General features: G+C 56.4%; 18 protein-coding genes. 5 read left to right on the top strand and 13 right to left on the bottom strand.

The window, feature by feature from the left end; all coding sequences use genetic code 11:
* Window positions 1–2: 2 nt before the first annotated feature.
* The 4 genes from DWZ82_RS11865 to DWZ82_RS11850 form a co-directional block, all read right to left on the bottom strand.
* Entirely contained in the window at window positions 3–188 is a 186-nt protein-coding gene (locus DWZ82_RS11865; protein WP_118481022.1) for a hypothetical protein, read from the bottom strand.
* 63 nt (window positions 189–251) lie between these two features.
* Entirely contained in the window at window positions 252–1,745 is a 1,494-nt protein-coding gene (locus tag DWZ82_RS11860) for an AAA family ATPase (protein ID WP_118481021.1), read from the bottom strand.
* Window positions 1,746–1,757: 12 nt separating this feature from the next.
* Entirely contained in the window at window positions 1,758–2,558 is an 801-nt protein-coding gene (locus tag DWZ82_RS11855) for a tRNA lysidine(34) synthetase (protein WP_118481020.1), read from the bottom strand.
* Complete coding sequence (locus DWZ82_RS11850) at window positions 2,555–3,310, bottom strand: SDR family NAD(P)-dependent oxidoreductase (RefSeq protein ID WP_117751914.1); 756 nt, start codon at window positions 3,308–3,310, stop codon at window positions 2,555–2,557. The genes DWZ82_RS11855 and DWZ82_RS11850 overlap by 4 nt, the downstream gene beginning before the upstream one ends.
* A 214-nt stretch (window positions 3,311–3,524) precedes the next feature.
* On the opposite strand from DWZ82_RS11850, the gene rnr reads away from it, so the two are divergent.
* Window positions 3,525–5,795: a ribonuclease R gene (gene rnr, locus DWZ82_RS11845; protein WP_118481019.1), complete on the top strand. Its 2,271-nt coding sequence runs from the start codon at window positions 3,525–3,527 to the stop codon at window positions 5,793–5,795.
* A 183-nt stretch (window positions 5,796–5,978) separates the two neighbouring features.
* Window positions 5,979–6,851, top strand: a complete 873-nt coding sequence (gene aguB / locus DWZ82_RS11840) for an N-carbamoylputrescine amidase (protein ID WP_117491513.1) — start codon at window positions 5,979–5,981, stop codon at window positions 6,849–6,851.
* A 303-nt stretch (window positions 6,852–7,154) separates the two neighbouring features.
* Here aguB and DWZ82_RS11835 read toward each other — a convergent pair whose 3' ends face one another.
* The 9 genes from DWZ82_RS11835 to yedF form a co-directional block, all read right to left on the bottom strand.
* Entirely contained in the window at window positions 7,155–9,008 is a 1,854-nt protein-coding gene (locus DWZ82_RS11835; RefSeq protein ID WP_118481018.1) for a polysaccharide deacetylase family protein, read from the bottom strand.
* 11 nt (window positions 9,009–9,019) lie between these two features.
* A complete protein-coding gene (locus tag DWZ82_RS11830; protein ID WP_118481017.1) occupies window positions 9,020–10,561 on the bottom strand; it encodes an MBOAT family O-acyltransferase in 1,542 nt (513 codons plus the stop codon).
* On the bottom strand, window positions 10,561–10,788 hold the full coding sequence (locus DWZ82_RS11825; RefSeq protein ID WP_110435814.1) for an acyl carrier protein: 228 nt from the start codon (window positions 10,786–10,788) through the stop codon (window positions 10,561–10,563). Before DWZ82_RS11825 ends, DWZ82_RS11830 begins: the two co-directional genes overlap by 1 nt.
* Window positions 10,789–10,802: 14 nt before the next feature.
* Complete coding sequence (locus DWZ82_RS11820; RefSeq protein ID WP_118481016.1) at window positions 10,803–11,579, bottom strand: GNAT family N-acetyltransferase; 777 nt, start codon at window positions 11,577–11,579, stop codon at window positions 10,803–10,805.
* Window positions 11,566–13,086: an amino acid adenylation domain-containing protein gene (locus DWZ82_RS11815; RefSeq protein WP_158575227.1), complete on the bottom strand. Its 1,521-nt coding sequence runs from the start codon at window positions 13,084–13,086 to the stop codon at window positions 11,566–11,568. Before DWZ82_RS11815 ends, DWZ82_RS11820 begins: the two co-directional genes overlap by 14 nt.
* A gap of 69 nt (window positions 13,087–13,155) precedes the next feature.
* On the bottom strand, window positions 13,156–13,716 hold the full coding sequence (locus tag DWZ82_RS11810) for an alpha/beta hydrolase (RefSeq protein WP_118481014.1): 561 nt from the start codon (window positions 13,714–13,716) through the stop codon (window positions 13,156–13,158).
* Between the two features lie 30 nt (window positions 13,717–13,746).
* Window positions 13,747–14,880 (bottom strand): aminotransferase class V-fold PLP-dependent enzyme, encoded by a 1,134-nt coding sequence (locus tag DWZ82_RS11805; RefSeq protein WP_118481013.1) that lies wholly within the window; start codon window positions 14,878–14,880, stop codon window positions 13,747–13,749.
* A gap of 11 nt (window positions 14,881–14,891) precedes the next feature.
* The gene (locus DWZ82_RS11800; protein ID WP_117751907.1) at window positions 14,892–15,134 is read right to left on the bottom strand and encodes a DUF3343 domain-containing protein; all 243 of its coding nucleotides are present in this window, start codon (window positions 15,132–15,134) and stop codon (window positions 14,892–14,894) included.
* Window positions 15,134–15,745: a sulfurtransferase-like selenium metabolism protein YedF gene (yedF, locus tag DWZ82_RS11795; protein ID WP_118481012.1), complete on the bottom strand. Its 612-nt coding sequence runs from the start codon at window positions 15,743–15,745 to the stop codon at window positions 15,134–15,136. Before yedF ends, DWZ82_RS11800 begins: the two co-directional genes overlap by 1 nt.
* Before the next feature lie 379 nt (window positions 15,746–16,124).
* Between yedF and DWZ82_RS11790 the strand changes: the two genes are divergently transcribed.
* The 3 genes from DWZ82_RS11790 (at window position 16,125) to DWZ82_RS11780 (ending at window position 19,613) form a co-directional block, all read left to right on the top strand.
* Window positions 16,125–17,630, top strand: coding sequence for a Y-family DNA polymerase (locus tag DWZ82_RS11790; RefSeq protein ID WP_118481011.1), 1,506 nt, complete (start codon window positions 16,125–16,127; stop codon window positions 17,628–17,630).
* A 448-nt stretch (window positions 17,631–18,078) separates the two neighbouring features.
* The gene (locus tag DWZ82_RS11785; protein WP_118481010.1) at window positions 18,079–19,218 is read left to right on the top strand and encodes a GGDEF domain-containing protein; all 1,140 of its coding nucleotides are present in this window, start codon (window positions 18,079–18,081) and stop codon (window positions 19,216–19,218) included.
* On the top strand, window positions 19,179–19,613 hold the full coding sequence (locus DWZ82_RS11780; protein WP_118360871.1) for a hypothetical protein: 435 nt from the start codon (window positions 19,179–19,181) through the stop codon (window positions 19,611–19,613). Before DWZ82_RS11785 ends, DWZ82_RS11780 begins: the two co-directional genes overlap by 40 nt.
* The last annotated feature ends 10 nt before the right edge of the window (window positions 19,614–19,623 follow it).

The raw sequence follows: 19,623 nt of genomic DNA, 5'->3' as shown, positions 1-19,623 counted from the left end.
TTTTATGCGCCGGACAGCGGGAGCAGCTCAAAAAGCTTGATGACCCGTCCGAGCAGCAGTGCGGAGAGCACTGTGCCGACACCGATGCCGTAAAACGGGCAGTGATGGAACAGGCACAATCCAGCGCTGATGGCAACCATAGAGAGGTCAAACCCGTTCTTGACGGTGGAAAACCGCAGATGAAACACCCTCTACATATGCCGGAAACCCGGCTGCAGTCTAATGCGCAACCGGGTTTCCGGATAAATTGTTCATGATTCTTCGTTTCTTGCGGATTCAATATCCTGCAGAAGCTGTTTCTGCGTATCATCGAACAGCAGGCGCTTGTTATGCGCGAAATACGCATCGCACCCGAAGTTCTGGATAAACCACGAGGTAAACCAGTTCGCGGTCAGTTCGGTAGCGAACAGCACCAGCTCCTGCGAGTCCGGAATGGCGGCATCGAGGAAGGCAAAGGCGTTCGCAAGTTCGGTGTCGGTCTTGTCTGCGGCGGCCGCGCGTGCGTCCACATCGGCGGAGAAAAGCGTCTTCAGACGGTCAAACTGCTGCTCATCGGGTACTTTTTCGAGTGTGAGCGCCTGCCGGTAGGCATCCAGACGCTCCACCTCACGGGAGGCGACATAGAGCGCGTCCTTGTCGGACGAGCCGCCGTTTCGCTTGTCTGCAAGCGCGGTACGCTTTTCATCCGGCAGGGAAGCGATGGCTTTTTCGCCTTCTCGGATGGCGAGCAGGTCGGCATGAAGTGCGTCGGTCAGCGCATCCAGACGGTATGCGTCACGGGCACCGTCCGCCAGCCGGCTCAGCAGCAGACCGAGTACGCCCAGCTTTTCGTCAAACGGCGCGTCCCGCAGTTCGGAAGCGCGAACCGGCTCCCAGGTGCCGGAAAGCAGCTCATCCACGCGGTAAACCTGCTTGTATTTGTCATAAAGCTGCAGATAATTAGCAAAATCACTTGCCACCTGCGGCAGCTGCAAATACTGCTCCACAACCTGACGATCAACCGGAATACCCAGCGACTCGTACACCTGCATCAGCTCGGACAAATCCTCCCAGCCGCGTGCGGTGACGAACTGCAAGCCATCGGCGGTGGTCTCCACGCGGTAGAAATGCTCGCGCCGGATCTCGAGATAGGACAGAATCGCGCCGTGGATGCCGCGTCGGTACGCGTACTCCTTCCACACGCCGAAATCCTCTCCGATGTCGATTTTTTTGACGCGGTCGAGTGTTACCACGTCAAATTCCCGCACGGATTTGTTGTATTCCGGCGGATTTCCGGCCGCTACGACCACCCATCCGGCAGGCAGCTGCTGGTTGCCGAAGGTCTTGCACTGCAGAAACTGCAGCATCATCGGCGTGAGCGTCTCGGAAATGCAGTTGATCTCATCGAGGAACAGAATGCCTTCTTTTACGCCTGTACGTTCCATTTCGCGGTACACCGAAGCGATAATCTCGCTCATCGTGTAGGCGGTGACCGTGCGTTCCTCGCCGCCGAGCACCACCTTATCGATGAACGGCAGACCGAGCGCGGACTGGCGCGTGTGGTGCGTCAGCGTGTAGGAGACAAGACCGACGCCGGTCTCCTCGGCGATCTGCTGCATGATCTGCGTTTTGCCGATGCCCGGAGGACCCATCAGCAGGATTGGTCGCTGCCGAATCGGCGGAATGCGATACGCGCCGAATTCATCGGTCGTGAGATACGCCTTGAGCGCATTTTTGATTTCGTTTTTTGCTCGTTTGATGTTCATAACTGCGCCTCGTTAGTCAAATTGATCCAGAAAATTATGTTTACCGTTCGCATCGCGCCAGCCGAGCAGCTTGGCGGTATCGACGTTCTTGACCGCGTTGAAGATATTCGCCTCAATCTGCGGGTTGTTTGCCGCGAGAGACGCGATCAGCTGCTTGATTTCCGCGCGCTTGGTGTCGCTTTCCAGCTTTTTCGCCGGACAGTCGCACGGCAGGAAGGTCAGACCGCAATATTCCGCCCAGTCGAGGACACTCTGCTCGCGCGTGAAATACAGCGGACGGATCAGCTCCATGCCCTCGTAATTCTTGGCCTTGACGCGCGGCAGCATGGCCTGCACCTGACCGCCGTAGATCAGTCCCATCAGCACGGTGCCGATGGCATCATCATAGTGATGACCGAGCGCGATTTTATTGCAGCCGCGCTTGCGTGCTTCGGTGTACAGATAGCCGCGGCGCATCTTTGCGCACAGAAAGCAGGGGTGCTCGGCAGAGTGTATCCCTGCCACGCGCAGTACGTCGGTGTCGAAAATTTCGAGCGGGATGTCCAGTCGTTTTGCGTTTTCCTCGAGGTGCCTGCGGCCCTCCGGCGCATAGCCCGGGTCCATTGCAAGGAACACGAGGTCAAAATCCACCGTGTGCTGCAAATCCTGCAGCAGCAGTGCCAGCAGCATAGAATCCTTGCCGCCCGAGATGCAGACCGCAACCTTATCGCTCGGTTTTACCAGTCCATATGCTTTTACCGCGTCCACGAACGGCTTGCGCAATGTACGCACAAATTCGCTTTGCAGCGTTCTTTTTATCTCTTTTGCAGTCATTTTGCGCCCTTCTTATGCTGAAAATGATAGGTGATACGGGCAAGAATGCTGTCCGGCGCGAAATGCCGCGCCAGTGTCATGGCCTTCATGGCTGCACCCGGAACGACAACCGCCTTGCCTGCAAACAGGCCGTCAACAGCTTCGCGCGCCACACGCTCTGCCGACAGACCGGAGAGCGAAAACCGCACGCCTGCGACTTTGTTGAACTCGGTGTCCACCGGTCCCGGACAGAGGGCGCACACACGCACCGGAGAGCCGGCGCGGCGCAGCTCCTCGCGCAAGGCTTCGGTCAGGCGCAGAACATAGTTTTTTGTGGCGTAATAGGTCGCCATCAGCGGTCCCGGCAAAAATCCCGCCGAGGATGATACGTTGAGAATGTAGCCGCGTCCGCGCTGCACAAAATCCCGCACAGCCAGCTTGGTGAGAATGTGCACGGCACGCACGTTGGTGTCGATCATGCGCAGCTCCTCATCCAGATCGGCGGTGACAAACTCGCCGAACAGACCGAACCCCGCGTTGTTGATCACGACCTCCAGCTCCTCACTCTGTACCGCCTCGTACAGCAGGCGGCATTCCTGTTCGTCCGACACGTCCGCCGCGATGACGCGGCACGGTACCGGCAGCTCTGCCGCCAGTTCGCGCAGGCGTTCCTCTCTGCGGGCGCACAGGATCAGCTCGTAGCCGCGTGCCGCCAGCAGGCGCGCCATTTCGCGTCCCAGTCCAGAGGACGCACCCGTGATGAGTGCTTTCATGCAAATTCCCTCCAAATCACTGTGATAACTTATTATATAGTACCATGCGGACTTGTCCGCGTCAATTCATGTTGTTCGTCACATTCTGTACAAATTTGCGGATGGTGATGGGTTTACTTGGTTTTTGCTTTTCAATAAGATTTGAGAATGGTATAATAACAATGAAATAGTGCATTGATTTTTTCGCCAGAAGCCGAAGATTGGAGGGGCGAACATGAAAAATAAAGAAGCAGACACCGAATTGGAATCCAGACTGTTGGAAATCCTGGTGCACCCATGCCGCATTGAGGACATCCGGCGCGAGCTGCCGAATGCAGGCAAAAACAATCTCAAAAACGCGCTGGATGCGCTCATTGCGGACGGCAGGGTGATGAAAAATAAGAAAAACCGCTTTGCGGTCTCCGCGCACTACGGCTGTGCGGCCGGAACCTATCTGGCTACCGAGCGGGCATTCGCGTTTGTTGCGCCGGATTATCCGGAGGGCGAAGCCAAGCCGGATGATCTGTTCATCCCGCCGAATGCGTCCGGCGGTGCGTGGCACGGCGACCGCGTGCTCGTCAAGGTGAGTGAGCGCAAGAACAACCGCGGCCGCAAGGAAGCAACCGTTATTCGCGTGCTGGGACGCGCCGGCAAGGAGCTGACCGGCGAACTCGTGCAGCGCGGCAAGGCATTTTTCGTGCAGCCGACCTCGAAAAAGTATCCGGAGATCGCGGTGGACAAGCATGACCTCGGCGAAGCCGCCGTCGGTGACTGCGTGGCTGTTTCAATCTCGCACTACGGCGATGAGCAGTTTATGCCGCAGGGCGTTGTTCGCGTGGATTTGGGCGAAAGCGGTACAATGGAGGCCGCTATCGCGGCTGTTCTGCACGAAAACGGTGTGTACGATGTATTCCCGAACGAGGTGCTCGAGCAGGCGCTCGCCATTCCGCAGGAGGTCGATATGGGCACCGCCGGCAAGCGGCTTGACCTGCGTGACAAGCTGATCTTTACCATCGACGGCGATGACGCGAAGGACTTTGACGACGCGGTTTCGCTCGAAAAGCTGGAAAACGGACACTATCTGCTCGGCGTACACATCGCGGATGTGAGCCATTACGTCACGCCGGATTCGCCGCTTGACGCCGAGGCGTTCCGCCGCGGCACGTCGGTTTATTTCCCGGGACACGTTGTGCCGATGCTGCCGTTCGCGCTGTCCAACGGCATCTGCTCGCTCAACCCGAAGGTGGACCGTCTGGCGTTCTCCGCGCTGATGGAGGTCGATAAGGACGGCCGCCGGTATGGCGCGAAATTTGCCAAGTCGGTCATCTGCTCCAAGGCCCGCATGACCTACAACAAGGTCAACAAAATCCTCGCGGGGGACAAGGGGCTGCGCGAGGAATACGCCTTTCTGGTCGAGACTGCCGAGACGATGAACAATCTGGCGCACGCGCTGTACAAGCGCCGCATTGAGCGCGGCGCACTCGAGCTGGACATTCCGGAGGCGGAAATCCGCGTGGACGAGAACGGCAAGCCGGTTGAAATCCGGTTCCGTGAGCGCGGCGAGAGTGAAAAGCTGATCGAGGAATTCATGCTGCAGGCCAACGAAGCGGTTGCCGAGTATATGTGCAAGCGCGAGCTGCCGACCGTCTACCGTGTGCACGAGAATCCCGATCCGGACAAGCTGCGCGTGTTTGCGTCGTTTGCGCGTCCGTTCGGCTACCGCATCGACCCGTCCAAGCCGGAGGATACGGCGCAGTTCCAGACCGTGCTGCGCGGCGCAAAGAACGACCCGAAGCAGCGCGTGCTGCCGACGCTTCTGCTGCGCTCGCTGGCGCGTGCCCGCTACGCGGATGAGTGTATTGGCCATTACGGTCTGAAGGCGAAGTTCTACCTGCACTTTACCTCGCCAATCCGCCGTTATCCCGATCTGGTGGCGCACCGCATGCTACAGAAGGCGCTTCTCGGCGAAGAATTTACCGCGGCAGACGAAACGATGTGCGAGGAAGCCGCAGACCAGTCCACAAACCGCGAACAGGCTGCCGACAACTGCGAACGCGACATCGACAAGCTGTATATCGCGTCCTACATGCAGCAGTTTATCGGTGAGGAATTTGACGCGGAGGTTTCCGGCGTACAGTCGTTCGGCGTGTTCGTTGCGCTGGAAAACGGCTGTGAGGGTCTGATTCGTGCAGAGCTGATGACCGGCGACTTCTACCAGTATGACGAGGAGCACATGGCGATGGTCGGCCGCCACACCGGCAAGCGGTTTACGATCGGCACGCCGATGCGTGTCAAGCTGCTTGCTGCAAGCGACACCACCGGTCAGATCGACTTTGCACCGGCAGACGGCTCGCTTCCGGTTTCGGAAAAGCTGGATCGTCCGCGCCGTGAGGATACCGACCGTGCTCCGAGAGGCAATCGCGCGGAGCGCCGCCGTCACAGCGGCAAGGGACGCGGCGGCAAGCCCGGCAAGGGCAAAAAGCCGCCCACGCGCAAGAGAAGATAAGGCAATACCGCATAATTGAACAAGAGTGATTTGCGAGCAAATTTTGCGTTCTGCTTAGGCGCGGTTTTGCGGTAATACTTTGTGTATTACCGTGAAATCGCAACGACAGCAGAGCACAAAATTTCCGCAAAGCACCGCAGCTTTAATTGTGTGGTGTTGCCGCTATAAAGGAGAGAATCTTTTATGTCCAATAAAGTAACCGTTGCTGCGATTCAGATGACCTATGGTCTGGAAGAAGCCTGCGAGAAGGTTCGCGAAGCGGCATCTCAGGGTGCGCAGATCATTTTGCTGCCCGAACTGTTTGAAAACTGGTATTTCTGCCAGGAAAAAAGCTATGAAAATTACCATTTAGCGACAACGCTCGAGGAAAATCCGGCGGTCCGCGAGATGCAGACCATTGCCCGTGATTTCAAGGTCGTCATTCCGGTCAGCTACTACGAGCGGGTCGGTGAGACCACGTTCAACACGGTGGCTGTCATTGACGCGGACGGCACGATCATGGGTCAGTACCGCAAGACCCACATTCCGGATGACCATTTTTATCAGGAAAAGTTCTATTTTACGCCCGGAAATACCGGATTCAAGGTCTGGGATACGGCTTATGCGAAAATCGGCGTCGGTATCTGCTGGGACCAGTGGTTCCCGGAGTCCGCGCGCTGCATGGCGCTGCAGGGCGCCGAGCTGCTGTTCTACCCGACGGCTATCGGCTCCGAGCCGATTCTCGACTGCGATTCCATGCCGCACTGGCGGCGCTGCATGCAGGGTCACGCGGCGGCGAATATTATGCCGCTGATCGCTGCAAACCGCATCGGCACCGAGACCGTAAAGCCGACTGAGGATAACCAGCACCAGTCGTCCTCGCTGACGTTTTACGGCTCGTCCTTTATCGCGGATGAGACCGGCGCGCTTGTCGAGCAGGCTGACCGCGAAAACGCAGGCGTGCTGACGCATACGTTCGATTTGGATGAAATCCGTGAGATGCGCCGTTCGTGGGGTGTCTACCGCGACCGGAGACCGGAAATGTATGGTGCAATGCGCGGCTACGGCGCAGAATAAGCAAAAGAAAACCCGATTGCGTGTACGCAATCGGGTGAGACTGTCGAAAAACTATCGTTTTTCCGACAATCTGTGTTTTGACTTTGCAAAACACGGACGTTCGAAAGTTCCCATTCGGAAACTTTCTCCCTCTTAAAGTATAAAAACCGAGGTACACGCCCCCGGTTTTTATGAATTTGCTTCGCAAATTCTATTTTATGCGTGCTGCCGCACGAAGCGTAAAAATTAAAATAATACTTTTTTGACAGACTGGAAAACCCGATTGCGTGTACGCAATCGGGTTTTCTTTTGCTGTATAAAGGATTATTGCTCCAATTCTGCCAGAAAGTCCTCCATATCCGTATCCTCGGTCATGGTAATGCGGTGCATGCTGTACAGCGTCTGCGGCAAACCCTGTACGACCGCATTCACGCCCGGCTGGGTGGTGAACGTCAGCTCGATGCCCTGGCTGCGCAGCGCATCCATCGTCAGTGTGCCGTACGCGCCTTCCGGATAGGACAGCGCGTTGACCGTTTCGCCGGTGATCGGCTCGATGGCCTGCTGGCTCTGCTGGATGTCAGCCCTGACAGCGGCTTCATAGTCCGCATCGCTTTCGCCGGGAAGCTGCGCGAGTGTTTCCCGAACACGGTCGTTGCCGTCCTCGAACGGCGGCCACTGGTGCATGTCATAGGTGTGGCTCTGGATGGAAATCAGGCCGGAATCCACCATTTCCTGCATCTCAGCCGCGCCGAAGTGCGGTGTCATGGCGTGGTCGGTATTCTTGTAGGTGTCCTTGCCGATGGAAACGCCGATGGCGAAAATGGTCGCCTTCATGTTGTATTCCCCCAGCACAGGGAATGCGTCCTCGTAGTTGCTCAGATAGCCGTCGTCGAACGTGAGAACAATCGGCTTTTCGGGCAGCGGCGTACCGTTGTACACATAATCGCGCAGCTGCTCAAGCGAAATCGCGTTGCAGCCGGCATCGGAAAGCGCCTGAATCTGTTTGCGGAACGCCTCCGGCGAAATGGTAGCTGAGCCGCTCACATCCTCGGTCAGCTGGTGCCACGTCAGCACCGGAACCTGAACGGCGGTGTCGTTGTCCGTGCGCGGTGCAGGACGCTGCGTGAAATAGTCATGCGGCGTGTCAGCCGTTACATAAGTGCCGAAATCCGACGGAATCGCGGTGATGGCAGGCGTAAAGTCGGGATACTCCTTCTCGGCAATGCGGGCTGCCATCATCTCGCCGATGTTGTTGCGGAAGTGCGTGCTGTCGTAGAAGAAGCGCGGCTCACTGCTGACAGATGAGGACGAAAAATCCCAGTAATCGGTCACTTTGGAAAGAGATTCGTAGAAATTCGTGATATCATCGTCGTAAAAGTTCTTGTAATAGTCGGTGTACACCGGAGCGGTCAGCACAATGAGATTAACGCCGTTTTCCTCGCAAACCTTGCGGATTGCAGCTACCGACTGCATGCAGGCTTCGGTCTTGTACAGGTGCAGCGGCTCGTGGTTGGGATAATCGGTGAATACCGGATAGGCGTTCAGATAATCCGCGGTAGAGCCGATCGGCTCTACATCACGCACGCGCTTGTCATACGCACCGGTCTGCTCGTCGAATACGTCGAACGACTGCGGCATGAGCGTGTCCTTGCTCTTATTCACCAGCTTCTGATAGCCGTACCGCGGGTCCGCGAGGAGAAACCGCGAGTAATACGACAGCGCGGACATATCCGGGTCGGTTTTGTAGTGCAGGCTGTGGGTCAGCTTGTTGGACTCATCATCGTAGGTCAGGCCGTTGTCCAGATACACATTCAGCACCAGATTTTTGACCGTGTAGTTGTCGATGAGGTAGTTTGCGATCTTTTCGCAGTCCTTCATATCCGCGCCGTACATGATGAGGTTGTAGAACTTCGCGTTCAGCATCTCGTTAAACGATTCGGTCGGCAGCGAGCTGGTGGACGAGCAGCCGAGGAAATACGAGTCATACTCGTCATGGTGCTGTTCGAGATAGGAGATTTTCGCCGCACGCGGGTTGTTGGTCTCGTCATACGAAAACCACTGCATAAACCGGTCGCCAAACGCGCCGAACGGGTCGGTGACGTAGTTGAATCCGGCCAGCAGTGCGGCCAGGATCAGCACGATAACGGGCAGAGAAAGCACCCATTTTTTTGCGTTCATGCTCTGCCTCCTTAAAATTGCTTGTAGATGAACTCGGACGAGATGTATCCGGCACGGAAAATGCCGAACAGCAGCAGGACCACGAGCGAAACGGTCAGCACGGTCAGCTGCATGAGCGCCGGGCGCTCGTTGAGCCACGCCTGCACATCCGTGCCGCGTTCCTCAAAGAACTCCACGCCGTGGACGATGAGAATGCCGACAAAAATGATGATAAAGTCGGAAATACCCAATCCAAGCGTCGGCACAACCGACGTAAACTCACTGAAATGCGGGTGCAGCACGGTCGTTCCGAGCAGCGTGAATACAGTCTTGAGACGCGGTGCGCGGGTGAAATAACGGCCGATAAACACCAGTCCGAATGTGCGGACGGTCATAAAGATGCGCCAGCCGGTCGATTTGTCGTTGATGTGCAGCTTTTCCTTCCACGAAAGGAAGCGGCGCTCCATCAGCAGGGAAGCGGTAATGAGGATGCCGTTCCACAGGCCGAACGCAATGTAGCGGAAGTTGGCGCCGTGCCAGATGCCGATGATCAAATACACGATAAACGTAGCGGTCGAGGTGGCACAGATCTTGCCCATCATGCCCTTGAAATGCTTGCGCGCCCACTTGCCCAGCTTGCCGAACGGCTTGGAAAACGCCAGAGGATAGAACACATAGTCGCGCATCCACGCACCGAGCGTGATGTGCCAGCGGCGCCAGTAGTCGGTGAGCGAGGTGGAAAACAGCGGTCGGCGGAAGTTGAGCGTCATATCAATGCCGAACATGCGCGCGACGCCGCGTGTGATATCGATGCCGCCGGAAAAATCGCAGTACAGCTGAATGCAGTAAAACAGAATACCGAGCGCAATGACAGCACCGCCGTACGGACAGTTCTCCATGATGACGTTGTTTACCAGAACAGCTGCGCGGTCAGCGATGACGATTTTTTTGAAGTACCCCCAGAGCGCCAGCTGAATGCCGATCTGCAGGTCATCCCAGCACAGCTTGCGCTCTGCAGTAAGCTGCGGCGCCAGCTGATCGAAACGGCTGATCGGTCCCTGCACCATCTGCGGAAAGAACGATACGAACAGGCCGTAGCGCAGCGGATTGCGCTCGGGCGCATATTTGCCGCGGTACACGTCAATGACGTAGCTCATGGACTGGAAAATGAAAAACGACAGACCGAGCGGCACGACAAAATCCCATCGGGGAATGTGATTGCCGAGCGCGGACGGCAGCAGCTCGAGCGTGAAATTCCAGTATTTCATCGCGTAGAGCAAGCCAAAACAGCAGACCGCGCAAATTACCGCGATCTGCCTCTTTTTGTGCTGTATTTGGGTCTTTTGCGCCTTGTCGGCAGGCTTGATGGCGTTATAGCGCCCGAGAATGAGTCCGGTTACCCAGGTCATTCCGGCCACCAGAACCACCCACGCAAACGCCTTGACCGAGCCGGCCATGTAAAACGCCGCACTCGCCAGCAGCAGGATGCACCACTGTGCCTTTTTCGGCACGATGTAGTAGAGCAGCACGCTCGCAATGGTAAGTACGATAAATGAAGCGGAAGTAAAAGCCATTAGTCCTGCGCGTTCTCGATCAGTTCAACGATGGCGTCAACCGAGTTGAAGTTCTCAGGCGTCAGGTCGTTGACACCCAGCTGAACGTCAAACTCCTCCATCAGCTCGGAAATAACGGCTACGATGTCGAGGGAATCGATGATGCCGTCATCGATGATGGCAGTTTCGTTCTCAAAGTCGTTGCCCGGGCAGATCTCATTCAGAATTTCGATAATTTTTTCTCTCATGGTCGATTTCTCCTTTAATTATATTGCAGCACGGCGGAAGTCCATCCGTCGGGCTGATAGCCGTGTTGTTCGTAAAAATGCTCGGCAGGAGCATTGCCGGTCCGCGCCCATACCTGACTTTTTGCGCCGTCTGTCACACTCAGGTAGGCGGTGAGCAGTTCGCCTGCCAGTCCGCGTCCGCGGCAGTCCGCACGCACGGCAAGGTGCCGAATCTCGGTCGAGACGCGGGAAACCGCAAAATGCAGCACACCGGAAACACCTTTTTCGTCCCGGGTGATAACGGTATGGCCGTTTGCGAGGTTTTCGCGCAGATCGTCCGCAGTCGGCAGACAGCCGGTGAGAGCGGAGAAGTGCTCGCTTAAAAAGCGGGAAATATCCTCGAAATCCTCCGGCTTTGCAGGAACTGCGGTTGTTGCCACCGGAAATGCTTCCGATTTGCGGGTGCGCCGCGTGCGGCGCAGCACCTCACGAAAACCGAGAGCGCAGAACTGCTCGGCAGCATTGGCCATCGCGTCCGCGTCCTTGGCGCGGCAGGACAGCTCGGTCATAACCGGCCTGTCCGTCTCCGGCAGGGAAAGCACCGCGTTCGGATGCAGATAAAACGTCATCACAAGGTGGTCGCCGCGTTCGCGGAACAGCAGCAGTGCGCCGTCTGCCTCGTGGATGTACAGTCCGTTCGCGATTTCGCGCGTGTAGTCGTCACCGCGCAGAAAGTTGTTGGTAATGACGCCTTTCTTGAGCTGTGCGTTCAGCAGATCGGAAATCTGTGCGAAATTCTCAATCTTCCGCATGGATAAATTGCTCCTTCAGCTTGACACGGTCGATCTTGCCGTTGGCGTTCATCGGCAGTGCGTCCAGCTTTTCGTAGATGTTGGGCAGCATATACTTGGGCACCAGCCTGCGCATGGCACGCGCGAGTGCCGCGGCGTCCGGTTCGCCCTCGTAGATGCAGACAATGCGGTCGCGGTTGCGGTCGAACAGGCAGGCTGCTGCGGCGATGCCGTCCACGCTGTGCAGCGCGGTCTCGATTTCGCCAAGCTCGATGCGGTAGCCCATGTGCTTGATCTGTCCGTCCTGCCGCGACAGGAAATACAGCAGACCGTCATCCTTCTTGACGGCGATATCGCCTGTGCGGTACAGAATATCGCGGAAATACGGGTTTGTCGGGTTCTGGATGAAGCATTCGGTTGTCTTTTCCCAGTTGCCGAAGTAGCCGCTGGCCAGTCCGCTGCCGCGCACGCAGATCTCACCGGCCTCGCCGTCCGGAACGGGCTTGCCGTCCTTGTCGAGCAGCACAATCTGCATGTTGCGGCAGGCTTTGCCGATTGGAATGGCTTCATCGTCGCGGTAGTCGCGGGTGAGGTGGAATGCGGCACAGTCCACGGTGGTCTCGGTCGGTCCGTACATATTGACAACCTCGAGACCCGGAATCGCGGCCTTCCACGCATTGACATAGCGCGCCTGCAGCGCTTCACCGCCGAGAGCGGCTTTGCACAGCGTGGGCGGTGCACATTTGCTCAGCGCACCCGAGCTTGCCACGAAGTGAAACGCGCTGGTCGCCCAGTTGATGGCGGTCACGCCGACACGCTCCATCTCCTTGAGCAGCAGCATCGGGAAGGTGAACAGCTTTTTCGAGAAAATATGGCAGGTTGCACCGAGCGAAAGAGTCTGGTACAGGTCCTTGCACGAAAGGTCAAAGTAAAACGGTGCCTGATTGCCGAAAACATCGTTTTCAGTGTAGCCGCAGAACTCGCTCATCCAGTCGGTGAAGTCGATGACCGCACGGTGCGGAATGACGATTCCCTTCGGCGCACCGGTCGAACCCGAGGTGAACAGCAGGTAAACCGGGTCGATATCCAGTACGCTCTCACGGATGGACTGCAGCAGGTTTGCGTCAGCCGGTGCTGCAAAGCCCTCGTCCATCGAGATGAGCGGGGCACAGTCGGCAAGCGGCTCAGCCTGCTTACGGTTGCCCTCGGCGTAGACGATGGCAACAGGATGGACCTGCTCGAAAATGCGGCGGATACGCGCTTCCGGCATGTGGTCGTCGATCGGAACGTAGCAGCCGCCCGCATACAGCACGCCCTGCATCGCGGCAACGCTTTCGGCCGTGCGGCCGATCAAAACCGCGACCGGCTTGTGCAGCGTATCGACGGTTTTGGCAAGGTGGGTGCCCAGACCCTGTGCGGCCTTCAGCAGCTCGCCGAAGGTAAACACGCGGTTCTCATCGCAGAACGCAGGCTTGTCCGCATGCATTCGGGCAGAGGATTCCAAATATTCGAGTACATTTTTTCTCATAGACATACTTCCTCATTATGATAGTTTATTTTATCATAGAGGGCGGAAAAAGTAAACGGAAAACGGTAGTTACGTCGGAGAATCCATCCAGTGTGCGGTTTCATCCATAATATCGTGCAGAATAAAAATATCGTGCAAGGTATCGCCGGTTTCCATTGAGTGGTTGGCGTTTTCGGTCAGATAGAGCGGAATGCCGATCTTCCGGCAGCCGTTCGTGATCATCTCGGTGTCCGCCCACGGATCGGCGGTGCCGTGAAAGGCAATGCCGGTCGGGTCGAGATAGGGCAGGGCTTGCTCAATCGGCGTGTAGTACACCTGCCGCGGATGAATGCCCTGCCGGACGGCGTAGCGTGCTGCAATCGCAGTGCCGATGCTCTTCGAGAGGAAGAAAACGCGGTCGTAAGCGGTCCAGTCGATGGCGGTAAGCTGTTCCTCTGCGGCAGAAAGCGCGGTCTGCACAGCCTGTTCGATTTTTTCGGCATGGCCTCTCAAACCGGTCGGCAGAGCAGGATACTGCACCGCGAGCAGGTAACAGCCGCGTGCGCGTGCAAGTTTTGCGCTGTAATACAGCAGCGGTTTGTCGATATGGTAGCCGATGCCGGGAAACAGCACGGCAAGCTGGTTGCTCATAGGTAAGGCTCCTTTGGGGAAAATGCAGGATTACTCCGCCAGCTCCCGCACGGCGGCAATTGCGGTATCGACCTCGTTTTCCGTGTTGAAATACGAAAAGCTGAAGCGCACCGCGCCCTGCTGCACGGTGCCGAGCGCCTCGTGCATGCGCGGCGCACAGTGTGCACCGGCGCGTGTGGCGATGTCATAATCGGCAAACAGCGCGTCCGCGACCTCGGCGGAGTCATAATCGCGGATGTTAAGTGCCACGACAGCCGCGCGTTCCGGCCGGGAGAAATTGCCGTAGACGGTCACGCCGTCAATGTCCTTCACACCGTCGTAAAACCGCCGCATGAGTGCGCGTTCGTGTGCTCCGATGGCCTGCACGGTCTGTTTTTCGATAAATTTCAGCGCGGCATGCAGTCCGGCGATGCCGTGCGTATTGAGCGTGCCCGCCTCGAGCCGTGCGGGATACGCCTGCGGCTGTTCGCGGTCGTAGGAGTGAATGCCGGTACCGCCGCGGAGCAGCGGCCGAAGCTCTACACCCGGCCGGATGCACAGGCCGCCGGTTCCCTGCGGACCCATCAGGCCCTTGTGGCCGGTGAAGCAGAGCACGTCAATGTTCATGCGCTGCATGTCGATCGGTACCGCACCTGCCGTCTGTGACGCGTCTGCAACCAGAAGGGCACTGTGTGCGTGCGCCATTGCACCGATTTTGGCGATATCGAGCAGGTTTCCGGTCAGATTGGATGCATGCGTGCAGACAACGGCCTTGGTTTCCGGTCGAAAGAGCGTTTCCATATCCTCATAGCGGATATTGCCCTGACGGTCCGCCGGTACAAAATCTACCGATACGCCGCGCGTCTGCAGATCATACAGCGGACGGAGCACGGAATTGTGCTCCAGATCGGTCGAAATGACGTGATCGCCGGACGAAAACAGACCGTAGAGTGCAATGTTCAGCGCCTCGGTGGAGTTCGCGGTGAACACAACATGGTCCGCACGCGGACAGCCGAACAGCTTCGCCAGCCTGCTCCGCGTTTCGAACACCATGCGCGACGCGGAAAGCGACACGCCGTGTGCGCCGCGCGATGCATTTCCTGCGGTAAGAATGGCGTTTTTGACCGCCTCTGCGACTTCAGGCGGCTTGTGCAGCGTGGTCGCTGCGTTATCCAGATAAATCATGATTTCCTCCGTCAGTCGAACAGTTCGACAAGAGCATGTGTCTCGAATCCGATGCCGGTTTCACACAGAGCGTCGAGGAGCACCTGTTCCTCGCTTGTTTCGGCCTTCCATGCCAGTCCGCAGCCTGCGCTCACCTGAGAGGGAATCGGGATCATGCGTCCGGGCAGACCGCGCTGCGTGAACATGGCTTCTGCCGCGAGTGCCTGCTCGGTGGACGCGAACGCGATGACCGCAAACGGTCGTTTGCGCCGCATCACGGGCGCAGAATGAGGTCGGCCTGCATCTGCTTCTCGGTGATGACGTACATGTTGGTCACGTCACCGACTGCCAGCTTGTCGGTCAGGCCGTAGTGGTTGAGACAGGTACCGCAGGTCAGAATCTCCACACCGAGCGATGCCAGGTTTTTCAGATCCTCGAGCGATGCCGAGTCTTCGCAGGTCAGGCGTGCGCCGCCGTTGTAGAACAGAATCGTGCTCGGCAGGTGCTCCTGCTGGGTGAGCGCAAAAATAAAGCCTTTGATGAGAATGCGGCCAAGCTCCTCGTCGCCCTCGCCCATATGGTCGGCGGAAATGACAACGACCGTCTTTTTCTGCGCCGCCGGTACCGTGCAGGCAATCTGCTCATCGGCTTCTGCCTTGCCGATGGAATTTTCAGTCGTGATTGTCACGCAGAACTCCTTGTCCGAGCGCTTTTCGGTCGTGATCGAGCAGCCTTTGCTCTCCGCAAGGCGGGTCAGATTCTGCACCGCAATTTCATTATCTACCAGCGTCTGCACCGTGCCCGCACCGTTTAAATCCTGCAGCGCGTGCAGCGTTTTGATGACCGGAATCGGACATGCGTCACCGATCGCATTCACTTGTACCATAATAAAGTTCCTCCTTTTGGGGATGTTCTGTGGATAGTATAGCACAATAAATCACTGAAGACCATAATTTATCCATAGGATTGCGGAATACTGGGAGGAGAGGACGGTTTTTCTTGACGGTGTTCTCTTGAAAAGGGTAAAATTATAATGTATTTTACAAAAGTACGCAAAATTTATTCGCAAATCGCTCTTGTTCAATTATGCGGTATTGCCCTAGACGATAATTATCTATCCGTAACCTTATATAGAACACATTTACAGATATTACTTGCTTATTTGAACTGTGTTACCGGAAAATTATCTATGGATAACCCGAATATCCAATATCTGATACAAAATCGTTATCTGATTGACTGACATGCCGAAAGGAGGCATAACCATGCGATCCCACACCTACCTTGCCATCGACCTGAAATCCTTCTATGCCTCCGTGGAGTGCCGGGAGCGCAGGCTGGATCCGCTCGACACGCACCTTGTTGTCGCGGACGAGACCCGCACGGACAAGACCATCTGTCTGGCAGTCACGCCGTCGCTGAAAAGCTACGGCATTTCCGGCCGCGGACGGCTGTTTGAGGTACGTCAGCGCGTCAAGCAGGTCAACGCCGAGCGGCAGCGCCGTGCGCCCGGGCACACATTCACCGGCGCGTCTTACTCTGCTGCGGAACTGCGGGACAACCCGTCTCTTGCGATGAATTTCATCATCGCACCGCCGCATATGGCGCATTATATGGCGTACAGCAGCCGGATTTATGCCATTTACATGAAATATGTCGCGCCGGAGGACATGGTTGTGTACTCCATTGACGAGGTGTTCATGGACGTGACCGGCTACCTTGAGACCTACGGCCTGACCGCGCGTGAGCTGGCGCGGAAAATCATTCTCGATGTGCTGAACACCACCGGCATCACGGCCACGGCGGGCATCGGCACCAACCTGTTTCTGTGCAAGGTGGCGATGGATATTGTCGCCAAGCACGTTCCCGCCGACCGCGACGGCGTGCGTATCGCCGAACTGGACGAGCGCAGATTCCGGCACGAGCTGTGGTCGTATCAGCCGCTCACCGATTTCTGGCGTGTGGGACGAGGCACCGCGAAAAAACTCGAGCAGTACGGCATGTGCACCATGGGCGATATCGCGCTGTGCTCGGAGAAAAACGAGGATCTGCTGTATAAGCTGTTCGGTAAAAATGCGGAGCTGCTCATCGACCATGCGTGGGGATGGGAGCCGTGCACGGTCGCGGATATCAAAGCCTACAAGCCGAGCACCAACAGCATCAGCACCGGGCAGGTGCTTGCGTGTCCGTATACAGCGGACAAGGCACGTCTGGTTGTCCGCGAAATGGCGGATCAGCTGGTACTCGATCTGGTGAGCAAGGGCTTTGTCACCGACCGGCTTGTGCTGACCGTCGGGTACGATATTGATAACCTGAACGATCCGGCACGGCGGATTCACTATCACGGCAAGACCGAGACCGATCGCTACGGGCGCACGCTTCCAAAATCTGCACACGGCACGCAGAGTCTCGGAGAACTGACCTCGTCTACGCGAAAGCTCATGGACGCAGCGACCACGCTGTTCGACCGTATTATCGACCCGAATCTGCTCATCCGGCGCATGTATCTGGTGGCAGATCACATCCTTCCGGAATCTGACGCACCCCAGCCGGCTCGGTGTGAGCAGCTTGACCTGTTTACCGACTATGCTGCCGAGCAGGAGCGCCGGAGGGCAGAGCAGACCGCACTCGAGCGGGAACGAAAGCTGCAGCAGGCGGCGCTTGCCATCAAGAGCAAGTACGGCAAAAACGCGCTGCTCAAGGGCATGAACCTTGAGGAAGGTGCGACTGCCATCGAGCGAAACGGAAAAATCGGCGGGCATAACGCATAATCGGAAAAACATGCTAAGGCAATGTAAATGCATTGCCTCAGTCTGTCGAAAAAGTCAATCTATCGTTTTTATTTTTCGTGCGGCAGCACGCATAAAATAGAATTTGCATAGCAAATTCATAATTCCCGGGGGCGTGTACCTCGGGAATTATACAAGGGACGAAAAATTGTGCCCGTAGGGCGCGGCTTTTCGTCAAGATTCGATTGAAAGCGTGGTTTCAATCGAGAGGCTGCTCGAAAAACGGAGTTTTTCGACAGCCTCAGGCAATGTAAATGAATTGCCTGATTCTGCCTCTCCACTGACGTTCTATGTCGAAAATTCGACATTTCAGGCAGTCACCCTTGTATATGGCAATCAAAGGAAATATAATATATTCACAATAATATGGGAAATATATCTTTTCTGGAAGGATTGCGAAGCCGCAAGGCAGCTGCATACGGAGAAGCTAATGAAAATTATCTGCGAAAAAGGCTATCACGCCGGAAATGTCCTGCGTCTGGTAGCGGAATATTTGGAAAAACGATATCCGGATGATATGATTCTGGATGAAAATATGGAAATCACGCTTTCACTCAAGAACGGTGAGAACGGTCAGTCCATCGTGCTCGGTGAGAAGGAGCTGCAGCTGTCGCACCACACAGCCGACCATTCCGAGGACTACTATAATCATGATGTGCTGACCCATCTGTACACGCGCTGCAAGTACGAGCACGATCTCAAGGTCTTTCAGCTGGCGAATTATGCGCGGCTGACCTGCATTTACATGGATGCCGTCGGCCTACATGAGATCAACAACCACTTGGGACATGAGGCCGGCGACCATATGCTGCGCTCGATTGCGGACGGGATTCGGAAGTATTTCCCGGACGACTGCGCGTACCGCATCGGCGGTGATGAGTTTGTCCTGCTGTGTCCGGCGCGTCAGCCGGAGGAGCTTGCAGAAAGCCTTGCGGCGTTCCGTCACACAATCCGTGAGATGGGTTATGAGGTCTCGGTCGGCGTGTCTGAAAGCACGGACAGACAGACGCTGAACGAGACGGTCAATCGGGCTGAAACGGCCATGCGGCATGATAAGATGGAGTTTTACCGCAATAACGGCGGTATCCGTCAAATGCGCATCATCGATGACAAGCTGGAGCAGCTACTCATCAAAAAGCAGGATGTTACCCGTTTTCTGCAGGCCATCGCGCCGCTTTACAGGGGAGTGTACATGGTCAATGCCAAGCAGGATACCTGTCGGTATATCTATGTTCCGTCATATTTTAAGACCATGCTGGAGAATAATCATCATGCGTTTATGTCTTCCGTGCGTGAGTACTGCCGCGAACTGGTTCATCCGGAGTATTATGACGAATTTGCAAAGCTGTTGGATTACAGCTATATAGAGGAGCAGATTGCGGCGCATGGTTCGCTGAAGATGACCTATCAGATACGGGACGGCAGCCGGGTACATCTCAAAATCACCATGGCCGACCGGAGTTCCGCAGACGCACATGAGCTGCTGTGGATTTTTCTGGACGAAACGCAGTCGAAGAAAGCAGGTGAAGTATGTCCGCAATCGACAATCGAAAATACGCCGGGATTATGAATCTGCCGCATCATGTCTCCCCAACCCGTCCGCAGATGCCCATGAGCGACCGTGCGGCGCAGTTTTCGCCGTTTGCGGCGCTGACCGGGTATGCCGGTGTTATCCGTGAGACAGCGCGGCTGACCGACCGCAAAATCGAGCTGGACGAGACCATGCTGACCGCACTTAACGAGCGGTATCGGCTGCTGCTTTCCGTGCTCGATGCAGAACCCGAGGTGGAGATTACCTATTTTGTGCCGGATGAACGCAAATCCGGCGGTGCATACCGCACAGTTTCCGGTGTGGTCAAAAAGGCGGATGAGTTCACGCGGCGGTTGACCCTGACAGACGGCACGGTGATTCCGATGGAGGATGTGCTGATGTTGGATGGGGCAATATTTGGACAGGATGAATGAGAAAATCCAC

Origin of the sequence: Butyricicoccus sp. AF35-5AC, from assembly GCF_003477715.1 — a bacterium.
Lineage (GTDB): Bacteria > Bacillota > Clostridia > Oscillospirales > Butyricicoccaceae > Agathobaculum > Agathobaculum butyriciproducens.
This window is presented reverse-complemented; position numbering and strand designations above follow the sequence as displayed.

What these genes read in the sequence shown, in the direction of transcription:
- DWZ82_RS11860 (WP_118481021.1), bottom strand. Translation starts at nt 1,745, where the DNA reads ATGAACATCAAACGAGCAAAAAACGAAATCAAAAATGCGCTCAAGGCG.
- DWZ82_RS11855 (WP_118481020.1), bottom strand. Translation starts at nt 2,558, where the DNA reads ATGACTGCAAAAGAGATAAAAAGAACGCTGCAAAGCGAATTTGTGCGT.
- DWZ82_RS11850 (WP_117751914.1), bottom strand. Translation starts at nt 3,310, where the DNA reads ATGAAAGCACTCATCACGGGTGCGTCCTCTGGACTGGGACGCGAAATG.
- rnr (WP_118481019.1), top strand. Translation starts at nt 3,525, where the DNA reads ATGAAAAATAAAGAAGCAGACACCGAATTGGAATCCAGACTGTTGGAA.
- aguB (WP_117491513.1), top strand. Translation starts at nt 5,979, where the DNA reads ATGTCCAATAAAGTAACCGTTGCTGCGATTCAGATGACCTATGGTCTG.
- DWZ82_RS11835 (WP_118481018.1), bottom strand. Translation starts at nt 9,008, where the DNA reads ATGAACGCAAAAAAATGGGTGCTTTCTCTGCCCGTTATCGTGCTGATC.
- DWZ82_RS11830 (WP_118481017.1), bottom strand. Translation starts at nt 10,561, where the DNA reads ATGGCTTTTACTTCCGCTTCATTTATCGTACTTACCATTGCGAGCGTG.
- DWZ82_RS11825 (WP_110435814.1), bottom strand. Translation starts at nt 10,788, where the DNA reads ATGAGAGAAAAAATTATCGAAATTCTGAATGAGATCTGCCCGGGCAAC.
- DWZ82_RS11820 (WP_118481016.1), bottom strand. Translation starts at nt 11,579, where the DNA reads ATGCGGAAGATTGAGAATTTCGCACAGATTTCCGATCTGCTGAACGCA.
- DWZ82_RS11815 (WP_158575227.1), bottom strand. Translation starts at nt 13,086, where the DNA reads ATGAGAAAAAATGTACTCGAATATTTGGAATCCTCTGCCCGAATGCAT.
- DWZ82_RS11810 (WP_118481014.1), bottom strand. Translation starts at nt 13,716, where the DNA reads ATGAGCAACCAGCTTGCCGTGCTGTTTCCCGGCATCGGCTACCATATC.
- DWZ82_RS11805 (WP_118481013.1), bottom strand. Translation starts at nt 14,880, where the DNA reads ATGATTTATCTGGATAACGCAGCGACCACGCTGCACAAGCCGCCTGAA.
- DWZ82_RS11800 (WP_117751907.1), bottom strand. Translation starts at nt 15,134, where the DNA reads ATGCGGCGCAAACGACCGTTTGCGGTCATCGCGTTCGCGTCCACCGAG.
- yedF (WP_118481012.1), bottom strand. Translation starts at nt 15,745, where the DNA reads ATGGTACAAGTGAATGCGATCGGTGACGCATGTCCGATTCCGGTCATC.
- DWZ82_RS11790 (WP_118481011.1), top strand. Translation starts at nt 16,125, where the DNA reads ATGCGATCCCACACCTACCTTGCCATCGACCTGAAATCCTTCTATGCC.
- DWZ82_RS11785 (WP_118481010.1), top strand. Translation starts at nt 18,079, where the DNA reads ATGAAAATTATCTGCGAAAAAGGCTATCACGCCGGAAATGTCCTGCGT.
- DWZ82_RS11780 (WP_118360871.1), top strand. Translation starts at nt 19,179, where the DNA reads ATGTCCGCAATCGACAATCGAAAATACGCCGGGATTATGAATCTGCCG.